This is a genomic window from Aeribacillus sp. FSL K6-1121, assembly GCF_038003725.1.
Classification (GTDB): Bacteria; Bacillota; Bacilli; order Bacillales; family Aeribacillaceae; genus Aeribacillus; species Aeribacillus composti.
In genome coordinates this window covers 768,909-785,070 of the sequence record NZ_JBBOPS010000001.1, presented here as the reverse complement: position 1 = coordinate 785,070, position 16,162 = coordinate 768,909, and the positions used below count along the sequence as shown (strand labels likewise).

17 protein-coding genes and 1 other RNA gene are annotated in these 16,162 nt (G+C 38.3%); 4 read left to right on the top strand and 14 right to left on the bottom strand.

From position 1 onward, the window contains the following. Nucleotides 1–116: 116 nt before the first annotated feature. The 7 genes from NSQ61_RS04080 to NSQ61_RS04050 all read right to left on the bottom strand — a co-directional run bounded on the left by NSQ61_RS04080 (nt 117) and on the right by NSQ61_RS04050 (nt 6,620). Nucleotides 117–290, bottom strand: coding sequence for a hypothetical protein (locus NSQ61_RS04080; protein WP_157728005.1), 174 nt, complete (start codon nt 288–290; stop codon nt 117–119). A gap of 58 nt (nt 291–348) precedes the next feature. Next, nucleotides 349–1,494, bottom strand: a complete 1,146-nt coding sequence (locus NSQ61_RS04075; protein ID WP_066251860.1) for a THUMP domain-containing class I SAM-dependent RNA methyltransferase — start codon at nt 1,492–1,494, stop codon at nt 349–351. Nucleotides 1,495–1,570: 76 nt separating this feature from the next. After that, an RNA gene (gene rnpB, locus NSQ61_RS04070) (RNase P RNA component class B) lies at nt 1,571–1,946 on the bottom strand. A gap of 65 nt (nt 1,947–2,011) precedes the next feature. Then, nucleotides 2,012–2,311, bottom strand: a complete 300-nt coding sequence (gpsB, locus tag NSQ61_RS04065; protein WP_063388535.1) for a cell division regulator GpsB — start codon at nt 2,309–2,311, stop codon at nt 2,012–2,014. 187 nt (nt 2,312–2,498) lie between these two features. Next, nucleotides 2,499–2,726 carry a CotD family spore coat protein gene (locus tag NSQ61_RS04060; RefSeq protein ID WP_063388536.1) on the bottom strand — a complete coding sequence of 76 codons (228 nt, stop codon included), beginning with the start codon at nt 2,724–2,726 and terminating at the stop codon, nt 2,499–2,501. A 364-nt stretch (nt 2,727–3,090) separates the two neighbouring features. Then, complete coding sequence (locus NSQ61_RS04055) at nt 3,091–4,347, bottom strand: ribonuclease H-like domain-containing protein (protein WP_066251863.1); 1,257 nt, start codon at nt 4,345–4,347, stop codon at nt 3,091–3,093. After that, complete coding sequence (locus NSQ61_RS04050; protein ID WP_066251865.1) at nt 4,338–6,620, bottom strand: DEAD/DEAH box helicase; 2,283 nt, start codon at nt 6,618–6,620, stop codon at nt 4,338–4,340. Before NSQ61_RS04050 ends, NSQ61_RS04055 begins: the two co-directional genes overlap by 10 nt. 147 nt (nt 6,621–6,767) lie before the next feature. On the opposite strand from NSQ61_RS04050, the gene NSQ61_RS04045 reads away from it, so the two are divergent. Then, nucleotides 6,768–7,235, top strand: coding sequence for an Hsp20 family protein (locus tag NSQ61_RS04045; protein WP_066251868.1), 468 nt, complete (start codon nt 6,768–6,770; stop codon nt 7,233–7,235). A gap of 735 nt (nt 7,236–7,970) precedes the next feature. Here NSQ61_RS04045 and NSQ61_RS04040 read toward each other — a convergent pair. After that, a complete protein-coding gene (locus tag NSQ61_RS04040) occupies nt 7,971–8,285 on the bottom strand; it encodes a YppG family protein (RefSeq protein ID WP_063388540.1) in 315 nt (104 codons plus the stop codon). A gap of 158 nt (nt 8,286–8,443) precedes the next feature. Here NSQ61_RS04040 and yppF point away from each other — a divergent pair, with 158 nt between their 5' ends. Next, nucleotides 8,444–8,629 (top strand): YppF family protein, encoded by a 186-nt coding sequence (yppF, locus tag NSQ61_RS04035; RefSeq protein ID WP_063388541.1) that lies wholly within the window; start codon nt 8,444–8,446, stop codon nt 8,627–8,629. Nucleotides 8,630–8,877: 248 nt separating this feature from the next. Here yppF and NSQ61_RS04030 read toward each other — a convergent pair whose 3' ends face one another. From NSQ61_RS04030 to NSQ61_RS04020, 3 genes are all read right to left on the bottom strand, one after another. Next, nucleotides 8,878–9,240, bottom strand: a complete 363-nt coding sequence (locus tag NSQ61_RS04030; RefSeq protein WP_066251871.1) for a YppE family protein — start codon at nt 9,238–9,240, stop codon at nt 8,878–8,880. Between the two features lie 50 nt (nt 9,241–9,290). After that, nucleotides 9,291–9,518, bottom strand: a complete 228-nt coding sequence (locus NSQ61_RS04025) for a hypothetical protein (RefSeq protein WP_066251875.1) — start codon at nt 9,516–9,518, stop codon at nt 9,291–9,293. Nucleotides 9,519–9,827: 309 nt separating this feature from the next. Then, the gene (locus NSQ61_RS04020) at nt 9,828–10,772 is read right to left on the bottom strand and encodes a DUF2515 family protein (protein ID WP_066251879.1); all 945 of its coding nucleotides are present in this window, start codon (nt 10,770–10,772) and stop codon (nt 9,828–9,830) included. 106 nt (nt 10,773–10,878) lie between these two features. Here NSQ61_RS04020 and recU point away from each other — a divergent pair, with 106 nt between their 5' ends. Beyond that, nucleotides 10,879–11,475: a Holliday junction resolvase RecU gene (gene recU / locus NSQ61_RS04015; RefSeq protein WP_063388545.1), complete on the top strand. Its 597-nt coding sequence runs from the start codon at nt 10,879–10,881 to the stop codon at nt 11,473–11,475. 40 nt (nt 11,476–11,515) lie between these two features. Next, the gene (locus NSQ61_RS04010) at nt 11,516–14,140 is read left to right on the top strand and encodes a transglycosylase domain-containing protein (protein WP_063388546.1); all 2,625 of its coding nucleotides are present in this window, start codon (nt 11,516–11,518) and stop codon (nt 14,138–14,140) included. A gap of 109 nt (nt 14,141–14,249) precedes the next feature. Here NSQ61_RS04010 and NSQ61_RS04005 read toward each other — a convergent pair whose 3' ends face one another. The 3 genes from NSQ61_RS04005 to NSQ61_RS03995 are packed head-to-tail and all read right to left on the bottom strand — an operon-like array spanning nt 14,250 to nt 16,154. Next, the gene (locus NSQ61_RS04005; protein ID WP_144598148.1) at nt 14,250–14,765 is read right to left on the bottom strand and encodes a YpoC family protein; all 516 of its coding nucleotides are present in this window, start codon (nt 14,763–14,765) and stop codon (nt 14,250–14,252) included. A gap of 3 nt (nt 14,766–14,768) precedes the next feature. Next, nucleotides 14,769–15,419 carry an endonuclease III gene (gene nth / locus NSQ61_RS04000; RefSeq protein WP_063388548.1) on the bottom strand — a complete coding sequence of 217 codons (651 nt, stop codon included), beginning with the start codon at nt 15,417–15,419 and terminating at the stop codon, nt 14,769–14,771. Between the two features lie 42 nt (nt 15,420–15,461). Next, entirely contained in the window at nt 15,462–16,154 is a 693-nt protein-coding gene (locus NSQ61_RS03995) for a DnaD domain-containing protein (protein WP_144598147.1), read from the bottom strand. Nucleotides 16,155–16,162 lie beyond the last annotated feature (8 nt).

Genomic DNA, 16,162 nt, shown 5'->3' with positions numbered 1-16,162 from the left:
ATTCAATTAGAATCATGTCAACCTCGCTTATGCAGGAAGCGAGCGGTAAGGTTTGAAGCATAAGGATTGACTCGGTTGAAACGAAATCATTTAAAAACAGAAAAAACTTCCCATTTTCAGGGAAGCCGTTTCTCTCGAACGGAAAGAGATCCGTGAAAAATAGCCTTTTTCAATTGCCCTTCCGCTTCAAAGATTTGACTGAGCGCTTTTTCTGTTGAACCTCTTTCTACCAACGCAGTATACGTATTCTTTAATGCGCGAGAAATAATCGCATATTCTTCCTTTGTCATAAATCAACCAACCCCGTATAAATTTTATCCATTTTAATTTATGCAGAGCTGGTATTATTTATGCTTTTTTGGGCGGTTTAGGTCCCCAATACTGATAATAGTGCGTTTCGATAAACCCGTTAAAAAGTTTCCGTTTTTTTGTCGCCTTTTTTCCGTAAAACTGTTCAAAGCTTTTATTGCTTGTCAAAATGTAAATCGACCAAGTATCTAACAGCGAGAATGTTTTCCCCATTTCCTTATATAATTGCTCCACTTCTTCTCGTTCTCCGAGTCGCTCACCATACGGTGGATTCCCGACTATTACCCCAAATTCCTTCACTGTACGTAAATCTTTAACTTGCATTTGTTTAAAAGTAATGACATCCGAAAGCCCGGCCTCCATGGCATTTTCTTTTGAAATCTCAATCATTTTATGATCAATGTCCGTCCCGATGCAGTCGAGGCGAATATCATATTTAGCTAAATCCTCTGCTTCTTCTCTTGCCCTTCTCCATACATCCTTGCCGATCCAGTCCCATTGCTCTGAAATAAAATCTCTATTGAAGCCGGGCGCGATATTTTGCCCAATTAACGCCGCTTCAATCGGAATCGTACCTGAACCACAAAATGGATCAAAGAAAGGTCTGTCAGGAGTCCAATTCGTTAGCAAAATAAGTGCAGCAGCGAGCGTTTCTTTTAAAGGGGCATTTCCTTTTCGAGCGCGATATCCTCGTTTATGGAGGCCGTCTCCGCTCGTATCAATGGTCAGTGTAGCAATGTCTTTATGTAAAGAGATCTCAATCTTGTAAACCGCCCCTGTCTCTTCTAACCAATCGGTCGTTTTTCGGTACTGCTGCTTCAATTTTTCAACTATTGCTTTTTTTACAATTTTCTGGCAGTCAGAAACACTTGCCAGTTTTGATTTCACCGATTTTCCGATGACAGGAAATTGAGCGTTTTCAGGCAAAAAATCCGCCCAATCAATGGCTTTCGTTTTTTCAAACAGTTCTTCAAATGTCGTCGCCGAAAATTCAGCCACTTTTAATTTCACTCGATCAGCCGTTCTAAGCCATAAATTCGCTCGGCAAATCGCCAGTTCATCGCCTTCAAACGTTACTTTTCCGTTTTCCACTTTGCATGTATATCCTAGATTGCGCACTTCTGATGCAACAATCGCTTCAATTCCCATTGCAGCTGTTGCAATCAATGTAAACCGTTTGCTCATTTTTTCACCTGTCTTTTTCAGAAAATAAAAGCTCTCCAAATGGAGAGCACGAAAAATTGCGGTTTATTCCATAACGTTCTGTAAGCCATGTTTTGTCCCCATGCAGCTTGTACATGGGTGGTAATCATCTATCTACAGAAGGGTTTTAGCCCTTCTGTCCTTCTCCTCGTTCATTTCCTCAGAGAAGGTGCCCCTACCATCATTTGGGTTTCTCGCTCGTGGGGTTTACCGCGTTCCACTCTTGCGATTTCTCGCAAGACTACGTCACTGTGGCACTTTCAGGGTAATAGTGCCATACTAATCAATAGCTTAGGCACGTTCCCCGCCGTCAGCCGAAAAGGCTGCCCTAGCTTATGGTTTCGCTAGGCACGAACACTACGGGCATCTCAGCACCGTGCGAGCATGGACTTTCCTCTACAACGGATGATCCGTTGCAGCGATTACCCGAACGTTATGCTAAACCGCATTATGTAGTATAGTGAAAATGAATAAAAAATTCAAGTGGCATCCATGAACATTACTCATATAATTTGCTTCCAAATACATGTTTTTCTAAATTCGATAAACGCTTCAAAATGTCAAAGTTCGTTGTATTCGCCTGCATCGTCGGTTGTTTTTTCGATGCTTCTTCGAGCTGCTTTTTCAGCCGCATATTTTCCTGCCGCAACTGTTCAATCTCCTGGTAAAACGTTTCGTAATCTTTAATGATAATATCTAAAAATTTATCAACTTCTTCTTGTTTATAACCGCGCATCGAAGTTTTAAACTCTTTTTCCAAAATTTCTTTCGCCGTTAATCTAATTTTATCTGAAATCAACTCGGTTCACCTCAATCGTCAGAAGTCCTCCTAGGCTATATTTTTTCAAACTTCCTGATTAATGTCAATTTATTCTTTATGGTAATAACATGTCTCCATCCTATTATAGGAAAAAATGAAGCCTTCAGAGGTTTAAAAATAATGATTATAAACGGAAGGAGCTGGTTACTCAGCCCCTTCTCAAAGATTATCTCGGAAACGGACCAGGTCCCATGCACTGAAAATGTTGATGTGACACATTATTTACCGCAGATTGAGTATGCGGGAAATAATGCAAATGTTGATACATTTGATGATTAACATTTGTTGTATGAATTGGATGGATATGAGGAACGATTGTTGTTGAATGTGTATGATTGACGCAGCATTTCGTCGGATGAACAATCGGCTGAAGAACGTTCGGTCTGCATTTCATATTATATAACTCCTTCCTATTTATTATTTTTACAATACTAGCCTATGAATATAAAAGTGTACATGTACTAATTCAAATACCTATTTTCAAAAAAAAGCAGGCGCGATATTTATCATGTATAGGCATTTCCTTCATAACCGATTGATTAAGGCACTATATTAAAATTTTGAAAGAGAAAGACCTTCTTGTTCGATGGAAGGTCTTGCTAGTCAATCTTTTTCTTTTTCTTTTTTTATATTTGACAGAAAAAGCATCTAATAGGCGATACCGTTTTTTCTCGTATATAATACCAAAATATGTTGCCGCCGGCATCTATTCCTTTTAACAAATCCTTATATTAGACGGTTGTGATCGAGTAATTGTTTCATCTTTCCAAATCTTCCAACTTATTTTTTTTCTTTTCCAGCCTCCATTTTCTTTTCAGCAGCTCTTCTTTTTGTGTTGAATGTTTGGATACTCCCATTCTTTCCAGCTGTTTCAAAATTTGAATCGCTTCGTTTGTGTCCATATATGCAGCATCAATATTTTTTTCATAATGCTCATAAAATTTGGCCAGTTCGACTAAAGCTTTTATTTTCAAAAAGCCTTGTCCATGTTTTTTAATTTCGCTCCATAGTTTCACTGCCTCATCCAAACGTCCGTTTCGTTTTGCCAGCATTGCCATTTCAAATTTCGCCTTGAGGTGAAGGCTGTTTGACTGCTCGTTTATTTTCGCATATGAAAAATAAGCAAGCTTTTCATTTCCTTGAGCTTGAAACCATCTTGCCATTTCAAACAGTTCTTTATCATCATGGTTGTCATCGGGAAACAAAAGCTTTTTTGACAAATGAATATAAAGTGAAATTAAGGAGAGAATATCCATCTCATTATGCTGAAAAATTCCGATCACACTATCAGGATTTGGGTCTTTCAAAAAATGATGGTAAAGGATCGGCGCTAAATAGCCGGGAGTATCTTCCTTTCGGTTCACTTGCAAAATATCTTTTTCAACATTTGATAATTTTACCGACTCCAATCTATTTTTCCAGAGACGTCTAGCTGCATGATATAAATCAAAATGGCCGTACTCAGGCAATTGCGGCACCATATTGCGAATGAGAGTATGTCTCGTTTTCACTTGAGGCCAATCAAATGCTTTTCCATTGTATGTGACTAATGTTTTTATATTTACTTCACTTAAAAACCGTTGATATAAAGCAACCTCATGGCCAGGAGCAGGCAAAAAAAGCTGTTTGATCACCACTTTATCGAATAATATTCGCGCAAATCCAAGTAAAAAGATCATATTGCCTGCTCCGCCCTTTAAACCAGTCGTTTCCGTATCGAAAAAGAAAAGTTCATAAGGTTTATGCCCTTTTGCTGACAGCGGATGCTCCATTTCATTGTCATTCCAGTAATCTACAACATCAATTACTTCGCTCAATTCATACAATCCATGGCGATAATTGAGCGGATATTCTACTTCACGGATGAGAATATATTGGCCATCAAAGAAAAACGGCTTGACTCCAACGCTTTCCCAGCGTTTTAAATATGGAATCTCTATATCCTGTTCCTTTTTCAATACGTCTTCATGAACAATATGATTTTTTAATCTGTTTAATTTTTGTTTTATGGACATAAAATCTGTCCTTTCTTTATATATTGAAGCAGCAGAAGCGCCGCTTCCTTTCTTCCGCTCGATTCTCCATCAAGACCGATGCAGGAAGGGCAGCCATCATCGCATTTACAGTTTGTTACCATTTCTTCCGTTCTTTCAAGCAAGCATTCAAACTCATCAAATACTTTCTTCGCCAGCCCAACTCCGCCTGGATATCGGTCATACAAATAGATGGTTGGTTTTCCGTTGTGAATGGATTTCACTTGAAATACAACGTCAAGATCGTTTGGATCGCACATTGCTGCAAGAGCACTCACATATTTTAAAGCATGGCTGATACCGACTAAAGCTTTTTCCATTTGTTCTTCCGATAAAACAGAAAAAACGTCATTTTTAAAGCTAATCCAAGCACCTGTTGTATGAAGCTCTTCCTCCGGCAGATGAATAGGACCAGAACCAATGTTCTCATGTGTGCCAAATTTGATTTTTTTAAATATCGTCGGTTGGGCAAGCACCATGACATCTCCAAATCCAATCTCCATGCTCTTGCTTTCCTTTTCCTGATCCACCTCAAGCACCTTCAATTGAACAGCTAGGTTCGCATCCGTAAAATAGTCAACATTGACTTCAGAAACATATGCTTTTTTTTCTTCCCAATCGAGCTTTTCAACCTGAAATTGCCTTCCTTCATGCAAATAGATCGCTTCTTCATGAAGCATCGTCATGGCGCTGAATCGGTCCATTTCCCCGATGACATTTGCGCCATTTGTAGTGTCAATAATTACGACATTTTCTTGAGAAGCAGAACGCAAGCTGATCCCATGTGCAGGAAACGAATCGCTCATCCAATACCATCTGCCTCCGTTTTCGTAAAGAACGCCTTCCTCTTTCAGAAAATCAAGTATATCGTCAACCTCCACCCCATCTAACGTTTCACCTGACTGAAATGGAAGCTCAAACGCCGCACATTTTATATGATCTACGAGAATGATTAAGTTATCTGGATGAATGATCGCACTTTCCGGATTTTTTTCAAACAAATATTCTGGATGCTTTAAAATATATTGATCTAATGGACTCGATCCTCCGACGAGAATAATTGCTGCTTCCTCTTCCCTTCTGCCCGCCCGGCCTGATTGCTGCCACGCGCTGGCAATCGATCCGGGGTATCCTGTCATAATGCAAACCTGCAGCTGACCGATATCAACCCCTAGCTCCAAAGCATTGGTGCTGACGACACCTTTAATTTTTCCCTCTCTAAGGCCTTTTTCAATTTCCCTTCGCTGCTTCGGCAAATAACCTCCGCGATATCCGCGTATCGTTTTCGATCCCAATTCCTTTTTCGTCATCTCTTGCAGATACGTTAAAATAATTTCAACCCTTGTCCGGCTTCTAGCAAACACAATCGTTTGAATGTCGTTTTTTAAAAATTCTTTCGCAATCTCTTTTACATCAATCATGGCGCTTCTGCGGATATTGAGAGGCTTGTTAACAACAGGCGGATTGTAAAAGATGAAATGTTTTTTGCTTCTTGGGGCTCCGTTTCGATCAATAAGAACCGCTTTCTCTCCAATCAATGTTTCAGCAAATTCCAACGGATTTGCAATCGTTGCCGACGTACATATAAATTGAACGTCGCTTCCGTAAAATCGGCAAATTCTCTTCAGCCTTCTGATTACATTCGCAACATGGCTTCCAAATACTCCGCGATATGTATGCAATTCATCGATGACGACATATTTTAAGTTTTCAAAAAGCGACACCCATTTCGTATGATGCGGTAAAATGCCTGAATGTAGCATATCAGGATTTGTCATAACAATATGACCAGCTTTTCGAATCTTTTGACGGATCGTTGGAGAAGTATCTCCATCGTATGTATAGCAATTTATCTCCGTTTTTATTCCTTCAATCCATTCATTCAGTTCGCTTTTTTGATCCTGAGCTAGCGCCTTTGTCGGAAAAAGATATAATGCTCTCGTGTTATTGTTTTTTAATATTGCGTTTAAAACAGGCAAATTGTAGCACAACGTTTTTCCTGACGCTGTCGGGGTTACAGCGACAATGTTGTGATGATTTAACGCTAATTCAAACGCTTCTTTTTGATGACTGTATAATTGTTCAATTCCTTTTTTCTTCAACATTTCCTTCAATCGGTTATCCATATCTTCTGGAAAAGGAACTGTGATTGCTTCTTTTTCAGGTATTGTGTGCCAATATACAATCTGATCCCGAAAACGCTCGTCATGTCTAAAATCATGGATGACTTTTTCAAAAGGTTTCCGCCCAAGCATGACCCATTCCTCCTCGAATTCACTACATCTATTCTAACGAATAAACGTTCGTAAATAAAGCATGTTTTCATTGGAAGCTTTCGTATAAACTTTTCGAAACTCTTTTGCATATAAATGTGAAAAAAAGAAAGGGAGTGAGAGAGCAAGATGAAAAAAGACAAAAAGGAACATGATGAATTTTTGCCCGTGTTTTCCCAACTAGATCCGCTTCCAGGCAGGTTTTCACAATTTTTCGATCCTGCCTACATTCAATCGCTATTAAAACCGTTTCATGATTTGTTTGATGCCGCAATGTCCCTTCCCTTTTTTCATTTTGACACTCATGAAACCGATCAAGAATGGGTGTTAGAGGGAAAGCTTCCAGGAGTGAAAAAAGAGCAAATACGCATCGAATCGTATGATCATGTATTAACGATTTCCATTCAGCAAGATCAACATATTGAACAAACAAATGATGAAAAACAGATGACGCAAATGTTCAAGTCTCATGGCAAATTTGCGAAATCCTTTTATTTGCCAGCCTACTTAGATGTACAACGTATTAAAGCATCGTTTCAAAATGAAAAGCTGAAAATTGTGATCCCTTCCAAAAAAACAAAAATAAATATTGACTAATATGCTTCTAATCAAAGAGGTTGTCCAAAAAGTCAGGGTAACTGACTTTTGGAGTCCCTCATTTTTCCACTTTTAAAAAAGCAAAAAAAATCGTCCTTTCTAAATAAAATGTAGTTGGGACCCAACATCACAGAAAGGACGATTTTTTATGAACCAATCAAATGATTACTACGGAAACAGCACTTTCACTAGATGTAAAAGAAGAAAATACTCCTGACAAAAGAAATTAACATTCCCTCCTACTTTCAAACTATATGACAACCGTCAAGTTCAAGTAATTTTCGATATTGAATTGCTCATACCAGAACATCACGTGGCACGTGTCATAGACAAAATGGTGAAGACGATGCAAGATGAGGTATTGTTTTCTCATTAGCTCACACTTCCTGAAATAGCCGGCATCCGCCAGCTACTTTCAGATAAAAATCGAAAAATATAAAAGCAAGTGGAGAGAAACGCGTTGTTTCTCTCTACTTGCTTCCTTTTAGGGACTTATCGGGCAGTCCCATTTTTCCTATTGCATCCTGTAATTGTCTGTTTTGTGATCGGTACTCATCATTCCCCGGGCAATCATGTCATCAGCTGTTGTTCCCGATTGGAAATATTCTTTTTCCAAAAATAGGTTTTTGATATAAAAAGGATTTTTTCGTACATCCAACAAAGCATAAACAGCCTTGACTTGCGGCGAACGGCATCCCTAGCGCCTTACATCGTTTCAAAGCTCATTATTCAGCATCAAGCTTTAAAAATTTGCGTGACTCCTTTTAAAAGGGAGCTCATTTGATTCATCGTTTGAACAACTTGTCCTGCTGTATCGATCATTTTGTTAAAATCCATCTGTCCGTCCGCTTTTTTAAATGAAGAAAGTAATGAAGGATTTGACCCTTTTGGCATCATCATAGGCAGCGTGCTTGGATAAGGCTGAGGATACGGATTCATAAATGGCTGATAATATGGAGATTGGAAATAAGGAACAACATGTTGATTCATCATGAAATATTGATCGTAAGAAACAGGTCTTAACCAATCATAAACATGATCATGATACATTTTGATCCCTCCAATAAAAACTTAACTAATCATAAAATATGTTTTTGCCTTTTAAAGGGTGAGATGTCAAATAGTGTCGGAAGTTTTTATTTTTTTTAAAATTGATAATTACAAAAGAGATGGTAACATATTAATATAAGTGTTAGGGGGGATGTTTTATGACGGTTCAAACATTGAGGGAAAGATTTAAAATGGAGAAGCAATACGAAGCAGAATGTGCAAATGAATTGCTGGACTTTGCTCGCAGATTGTATCTTTATGAAAACATCAGCATCAAAGACTTTCGAAATATTGTCAAAACGCTAGAACAGCAAGGAGCCGTTACACCTGAATACATCCTTTAAATCAAGCAGAGGCGGGAGAATTTTCTCCGGCCTCTTTTTGCCGCTTACGAATAGTCCCGTTTACGGCAGTTCAATAGCATAGATTGACAAAAAAGAACGGATATTTTTTAGATAGAATCTTTTAACCCCAAGATTTCTTCAAACGAAGTAAGGTTTTGCGTAAATCGAAAGCCCAATAGATTGTGTCTATATATTTCACACATAATAAAGCGGAGAAACTGCTCGCTTCTCCGCTTCCCCTTTTTCATTCATTTTTTTTCCATTTCACGGATCATGCTTCTTAATGTGTATTCAGCAGATTCTTTTATATTTTTAAATCTCACCTTGCTTGTATCTTGAAAAAAAGATTGGATCACAATGTTTTCAATATGCTCTTTTGCCGTATCAATTTGTTGCGAATGCAGGTATCTAGGATGGTACTTATTGATCCATTTTTTCGCAACAATTTCCCATTCATCCAATATTGGCAAAATCTTGTCAACACTCGGTTTAATTTCGGCAAAAAAATCGTATTCCAGTCCTTCCTTCTTGGTTCTCTCGAAGCGTTGAGCACTTTTTTGGATCACTTGAAGCAATTGCTCCGTGATTTTCCGGACTTGTTCTTCATCCAAGGTTCTCACCTCAGATTCATCATAGCAAATTTTTTTTGTTTTACCAAATTTTATACTACCTTTTTTCTCAAGCTCCGCACGAATTTCCTTTCTGCACACATTTTCTCAAATTTATTCATCTTTTCTTCTCCATTTTCTATAAAGTTTGAAACGGCTTGTTTTGTCCGATGAATTTCTTTATCTATATTTTGCGTCAATTGCTGCTCTAAAAGATCAATTTGTTTTTCAATTTCTTGCAATTTTTTTAATGCCTCTTGCTTTTCTATAAACGAACTCATCAGCATCCCTCTTTTCTTATTTTTGCTAAAAAATTCTTCTTCCTAAATATGAGTCCTGCCTGTTTGACAAAACTAGTTGTGATTCGGCAAAAAAAGTGTAAATTCCCTGCATTCAAAAATCCGCTTCATTGTGCGCATGTATTTTTTCAGGTTAGAAAAAATAAACATGGGAGGTGTTATGATGAAAAACGATAAAAAAACCATTCAAAATGATAGTCAAAAAGAAAAAAAGCGAGGAGTTGGAGACAAAAAGCTTGAAGGTCCAAACAGACCCTCTACTTAAAAATGGTCAGGCTCATTGCCTGACCATTATTGTAAGTATTGCTTCATCATGCATAATAAATGTAGCTGGGACTGTTTTTTCTCATACCAGTTAGTTAATTCAATTCGTTTCGGAATCTCTGGATCTTTATAATACTTTCCGAGCCGCTGCCCATGAAACCATTCTCTTTCTTTTTCGTCTATTTCGTGTGAGATTATCGGAAAAGCCGTCCTTAAATATGGGGATTTTCTTTTTGTTGTTTTTTTCATATATTTTTCATAATCATACCGTGATCCTGTATGTATTACACGATTTGAAAATTTTAGAAACTGTCCATGGTAAAGAGGATGAAATAAAAGCCATGCCAGCCTTTTTCCCAATTCAATCCGTTTTTTGACATGGCTGAATTGATGGGTGGAAAATCCGTACAATTTTCCTGTTAACGTCGGAAACAGTATAACGCGAAAATGAAATAGATCTTGAAAAATAAACGGCAAGCTGTGAAAGACAAATTTTTTAAATAATGGATGATCAATAACCGGTTTTTGAATAACATGCTGCTCATTAATAATAAGGGAGGTTAAAAGCCTTTTCTCATCTTTTGTGCGGAAAAAGCGTTCCCACTCCTCAATCATAAAGGCGGATACATGAAAAGCTTCGAGCAAATAAAACATCGGTTTGTTGTAACGCTTGGAATATTCATATAGTAAAAGCTGTGGATAAGCATCAGCAAAAATGAGCCAGTTTGCGGTTTCAACTGATAAAAAGAGCCATTGCCGTTTTTCATAAGGCAAAGCCTGTTTGAGGGGAATACCTTCTAAATCTGTCATAAACCAGCCGGCGTTTCTGGAGACCATGCTTGCCAGCAACGCCCATTTTACTTCCGGATGTTTTTTATAAAACTTTGCATATCGTTCCGTCCGTGAAATATTATCAACATTTCCGTCATCTGTTTTTAATTTTGTTTGTAATATTATATCATGTAGTGACATAGTATTCCCTCTTTCAACTTAAATCATGTATAATGAAGTCATTTCATCGAAAAAAGGTTAACATTTTTTGTTAAGATATAAATAGCCGGAAAAAGGAGGAGATCGCTTGGCTATTCGTTATCCTAACGGAAAGTTGTGGAAAGCTAAACAAAATGTAGCGAATCCAGTCCCAGTTGAAATACAATATTCAAATAGAGGGATGACCCTCGAGGACGACTTAAATGAGACAAATCTTTATTACAGGGAAAATGGAATAGCTGTCATCCATAAAAAACCGACTCCGATCCAAATCGTTTCGGTTGATTATCCGAAACGGAGCGCAGCAGTCATTAAAGAAGCTTATTTTAAACAGGCTTCAACAACCGACTACAACGGAGTTTATAAAGGCAAATATATTGACTTTGAAGCAAAAGAGACAAAAAACAGCTCTTTTCCACTAAAAAATATTCATGATCATCAAATTGAGCATATGAAGGCTGTGCTCGAACAAAACGGAATATGTTTTCTAATTATACGATTCACTAAACTAAATCAAATATACTTCTTAGAGGCTGAAAAATTGATGCATTTTTGGGAAAGACAGAAAAACGGGGGAAGAAAATCGATTTCGCATCAAGAAATTGTAGAATGCGGTCACCATATCCCTCTTGGCTATTGCCCAAGAGTTGATTATATTAGTATAATAGACAAGTTATATTTTTAGCTACTGCCCTTTTCATTCTAAATGAAAGGTTGGATTTATAATGAGTCAACAATATAAATCGAGGGAAGAAAGACGAAAAGCTTTAGCAAGTAAGAAAAAAAAGCCGAAGAAAAAAGGAATCGCAAGAAAAATTGTGTTTTTCATTCTTTTGTTAGGGCTTGTAGGCATCATTGGAGGAACATCGACATTTGCTTATTTTGCAGCAACGGCACCTCCTCTAAATGATGATCTTTTAAAAGGAAATATGTCATCAAAAGTATATGACAAGGACGGAAATGAAATAGGTGAGGTCGGTTCGGAAAAACGGACATATGTGAAGATCGATGAAATTCCGCAAGTTGTAAAAGATGCGTTTATTGCTACGGAAGATGTTCGATTTTATAAACATAACGGAATCGATCCAATTCGTATTGGAGGCGCTGCAATTGCCAACTTTAAAGAAGGATTCGGTTCTGAAGGTGCAAGTACAATTACGCAGCAGCTTGTCAAGCTTTCCTTTTTATCTCTTGACAAAACATTAAAAAGAAAAGCTCAAGAAGCATGGCTTGCCTTGCAAGTGGAGCAAAAATATTCAAAAGATGAAATACTTGAAATGTATTTAAACAGAATTTATTATCCCGGCAACTATTACGGCGTCGCAAGAGCTACTGAAGCTTTCTTTGGGAAGGATCTTAAAGACATCACGCTGTCTGAAGCGGCAATGCTGGCTGGGATGATTAAAAATCCTGATCTATACAACCCTAGAAAAAATCCCGATCTGGCGGAAAAACGCCGCAATGTTGTCTTAAATTTAATGGTTAAAAACGGATTTATCAGTGAAGAGGAAGCGGCAAAAGCTAAACAAACATCCATCACAGAATCATTAGTAGAACCAAAAAAGCAGCAAAACAAATATCATGCCTTTATTGAACATGCGATTGAAGAAGTAAGAAAAAAGCTTGGCGTTGATCCGAGCTCAGCAGGATTAAAAATCTATACAACAATCGATACAGATGCTCAAGAATATGTTGAACAATTATTGAACGGCGACGAAATCAGTTATCCGAGCAAATATTTTCAGGCTGGAATTGCTCTAATCGACACGACAACAGGTGAAATACGCGCCATCGGCGGCGGGAGAAACCAACCGATTGGCGGATTTAACTATGCTGTCGATTTAAAACGGCAGCCTGGTTCAACCATTAAGCCTATTTTAGATTACGGCCCTGCCATTGAGCATTTAAAATGGTCAACGTATCACCAAATCGTTGATGAGCCGTACACGTATTCAAACGGAAATCCAATAAACAACTATGACCGCAGCTATAAAGGGCAGATGTCAATCAGAGAAGCATTGGCTGATTCAAGAAACATCCCAGCATTAAAGGCGTTTCAAGAGGTTGGTGAATCGAGGGCAAAAGCATTTGCCGAGAAATTGGGAATTAAAATCGATAAAATTACAGAAGCATACGCAATCGGCGGATTTGAACACGGCATATCCCCTCTTCAATTGGCGGGGGCTTACAGCGCCTTTGGCAACAACGGTATATACAATGAACCATATTCCGTAACAAAGGTTGTTTTTGTTGATGGAACAAAAGCTGATTTAACACCAGATCCGGTCGAAGCAATGAGCGATTACACAGCATTTATGATCACCGATATGTTAAAAACCGTTGTAGAACGAGGAACCGGTACAAGAGCTCGTGTGCCTGGCTTGAATATTGCCGGCAAAACGGGTTCAACGAACTTTACAGAGCAAGAAAAAGCAAAATATCATCCGGAGCGCGGTGCAGCAAAAGACAATTGGTTTGTCGGCTATACACCAAAATACACAGCTGCTGTTTGGACTGGATATGAGAAAAATGAAGAGAAAATGTATATAACAAAAAGGGAACAACAAATTGCCAGAGACATCTTTAGAAAGCTAATGCGGCATGTATCTGACGGGGATTCATCCGATTTCAAACAGCCGAAAAGCGTGGTGAAAAAGGCAATCGAAAAAGGATCTAATCCGGCGAAGCTTGCAAGCAAATATACGCCAAAAAATATGATTACGTACGAATATTTTGTAAGAGGCGAAGAGCCGACAAAAGTTTCAACGAAATATGAAAAGCTGGACAAACCGTCAGGCCTATCCATCAATTATGATCAAAAAACGAATGCAGTGAAGCTTAGCTGGAATCACAGTGAATCGGACGTTTCATTTGAAGTGAGCGCCTCGATCGATAACGCTGCTTCCAAAGTATTAACGACTACAAAAGACAAATCGTATGTCTTGTCAAATGTGAAACCTGGTTCTGTATATAAATTCAGCGTTACAGCTGTAAGGGACAGCATGCGAAGCGATCCTGCAAGCGCAATGATCGAAATACCTTCTGTGGAGGAAGAGGAGCAAGAAGAATTACCAGATGAATTAACGCCGCCTGAACAGGAACAAAATGAAGGACAAGATGAAGAGGATCAATTGGAGAACGAAAATGACAATGAACAAAATAACGGGCAAAATGAAGAGGAAAATCAAAACGAGAATCCTGAACAGCCGCAGACGCCAAATGACAGTACACAAAACGGCAATCAAGGCGGCGGACCTACTCCTCCTCAAGATCCAGGCAATAACTTCAATCGTTCACAAACGGGTGGAAACGGAAGTTCACAAACCGAAACGCCTGCTGTTCAGCAATGAAAATAAGGGACTGTCCAATAAGTTCCTAAATGGAGCCAGTGGAGAAAAACAGCTCGTTTTTCTCCATTGGCTTTTGTTATAAAAAAATGAGAGGGCTCGAAAAATTCAGTTACCCTGAATTTTTCGAAGCCCCCTTTTGTTTTGCTTTTTTGATCGCCTGATGTTTATAAAACAATTTTTCCGTTTCTGTAAATAGTTCATTTAATTGAATATATGCATGATATTGAGTAGGCTTTTTTAAAATAAACGTTAGACGATCTTCAATATTGACGGGAGCTATATCCAGCTTCTTTATTTCGTCTAAGTGCAGTGAATGAACCGGCTTTTCATTGAGCCAATAAAGAAGTTGGATATAGAGGCAGATTCCTGTCATCATGTTTTGTCGATCCGTTTTAAATGGTTTTGTTATCGTGCGTTGAATCTCGGTTTGAATTTCCTTCCACTGCTTAAAAAGCTTGGGCAAAAATTGCTCGCTCGCCTCCCACGGTCTGGTATCAACCATTCCAGCCAAATATTGAAGATCATAATAAAAAAAATCAGTTGGATGCAAATATACAGATTCCTCGTCAAAAAATGCAGTATTTTGAAATTGCTCAGGGAGATGAAACATCTTCCTATCGTGCATTTTTTATGCCTTTCCTTTCATTCTTTTTTCCCCTTCTCTGCACAAATAAAGAAGAGGGCATTCATGACACTTTGGTGATTGGGCTTTGCAATGATACCTTCCAAAAAAAATAAGCCGATGGTGGGTGATTCCCCATTCATCCTCAGGAACTTTTTCCATCAATGTTTTTTCCACTTCCAATACAGAATCCTTCCAACGGCAAATCCCGAGCCGCTTCGACACACGTTCAACGTGTGTATCGACGGCGATGGCAGGTTTTCCAAACGCGACAGATAAAACAACGTTTGCCGTTTTCCTTCCTACTCCAGGAAGGCTCATTAATTCCTCTCTAGTTTCCGGCACTTTTCGGTCAAATTCTTCAATTAACATTTTGCATAACTTTTGAATATTTTTCGCTTTGTTACGGTAAAGACCGATGGAGCGAATATCTTGTTCTAATTCCTCCAACGGGACAGACAAATAATCATCAGGTGTTTTATATTTTTGAAACAAATTTTTTGTTACTTTATTGACTAACGCATCCGTGCATTGAGCAGACAAAACGACAGCAATGACCAGTTCAAAAGGATTGCTGTGCACAAGCTCGCAATGAGCATCAGGAAACATTTTCCCGATAACCTCTAAGCATTCTTTTACTTTCTTTTTTGACAGCATGTACCATCACCTTTCAATCAGCTTGAACGAGGAAAAGAAATTTTAGTTTTCCAGCCAGTTGTAGAAAGGCACCTTCCTTTTATATTCTTGCTCCTCTAGAGTAGACTGCTTTTGTTTTTGATTGAATTCACGAAATTTTTGTGAATGCTTTTTAGCTTGTTCAATTGTTTTGATTCCATTCTTCTTCCATTCAAATAAAATCCGATCAATATATCGAAAATTTAATTTTCCGGAGATCACCGCTTCCCTTAATGCAGAAATGATAATATCGGGATCATGATGATCTTGGTCGATCCAAAAAGCTAACGTTTCGCACTCAATCGGGGAAAGAGGTCGTCCAAATTCTTGTTCAAAGATGGTGTATAATTGATTTTCCTTTTCTACTTTTTCTTGATCTTGGTCCATGACGACTACATCATACAACTTTTCCCATAGCTGTTTTAAAGAATATTTCTCATAAATCATCCCGTTTTGCTCAAATTCCTCTATCGTTAAAAAACCTCTCTGAACTAAACTCCGAAGCAATTTGACACATTCCGCCGTTGTGATTGTCATATGGTCGGAAAGTTCTGTAGGAGTTGGAAAAGCATTTCCTTTTTGAATGTGGGAATGTACGTGCAAAAGGAGAACAAATTCTTTTTCTGACAAACCTAAAGCGGCATAATTCCGCAGCAGTATATTGGGAACGGTCAGTGATCCATCTTCCACTAATTCGGTGAACTGTTTTTTCTTCATATTTCGAC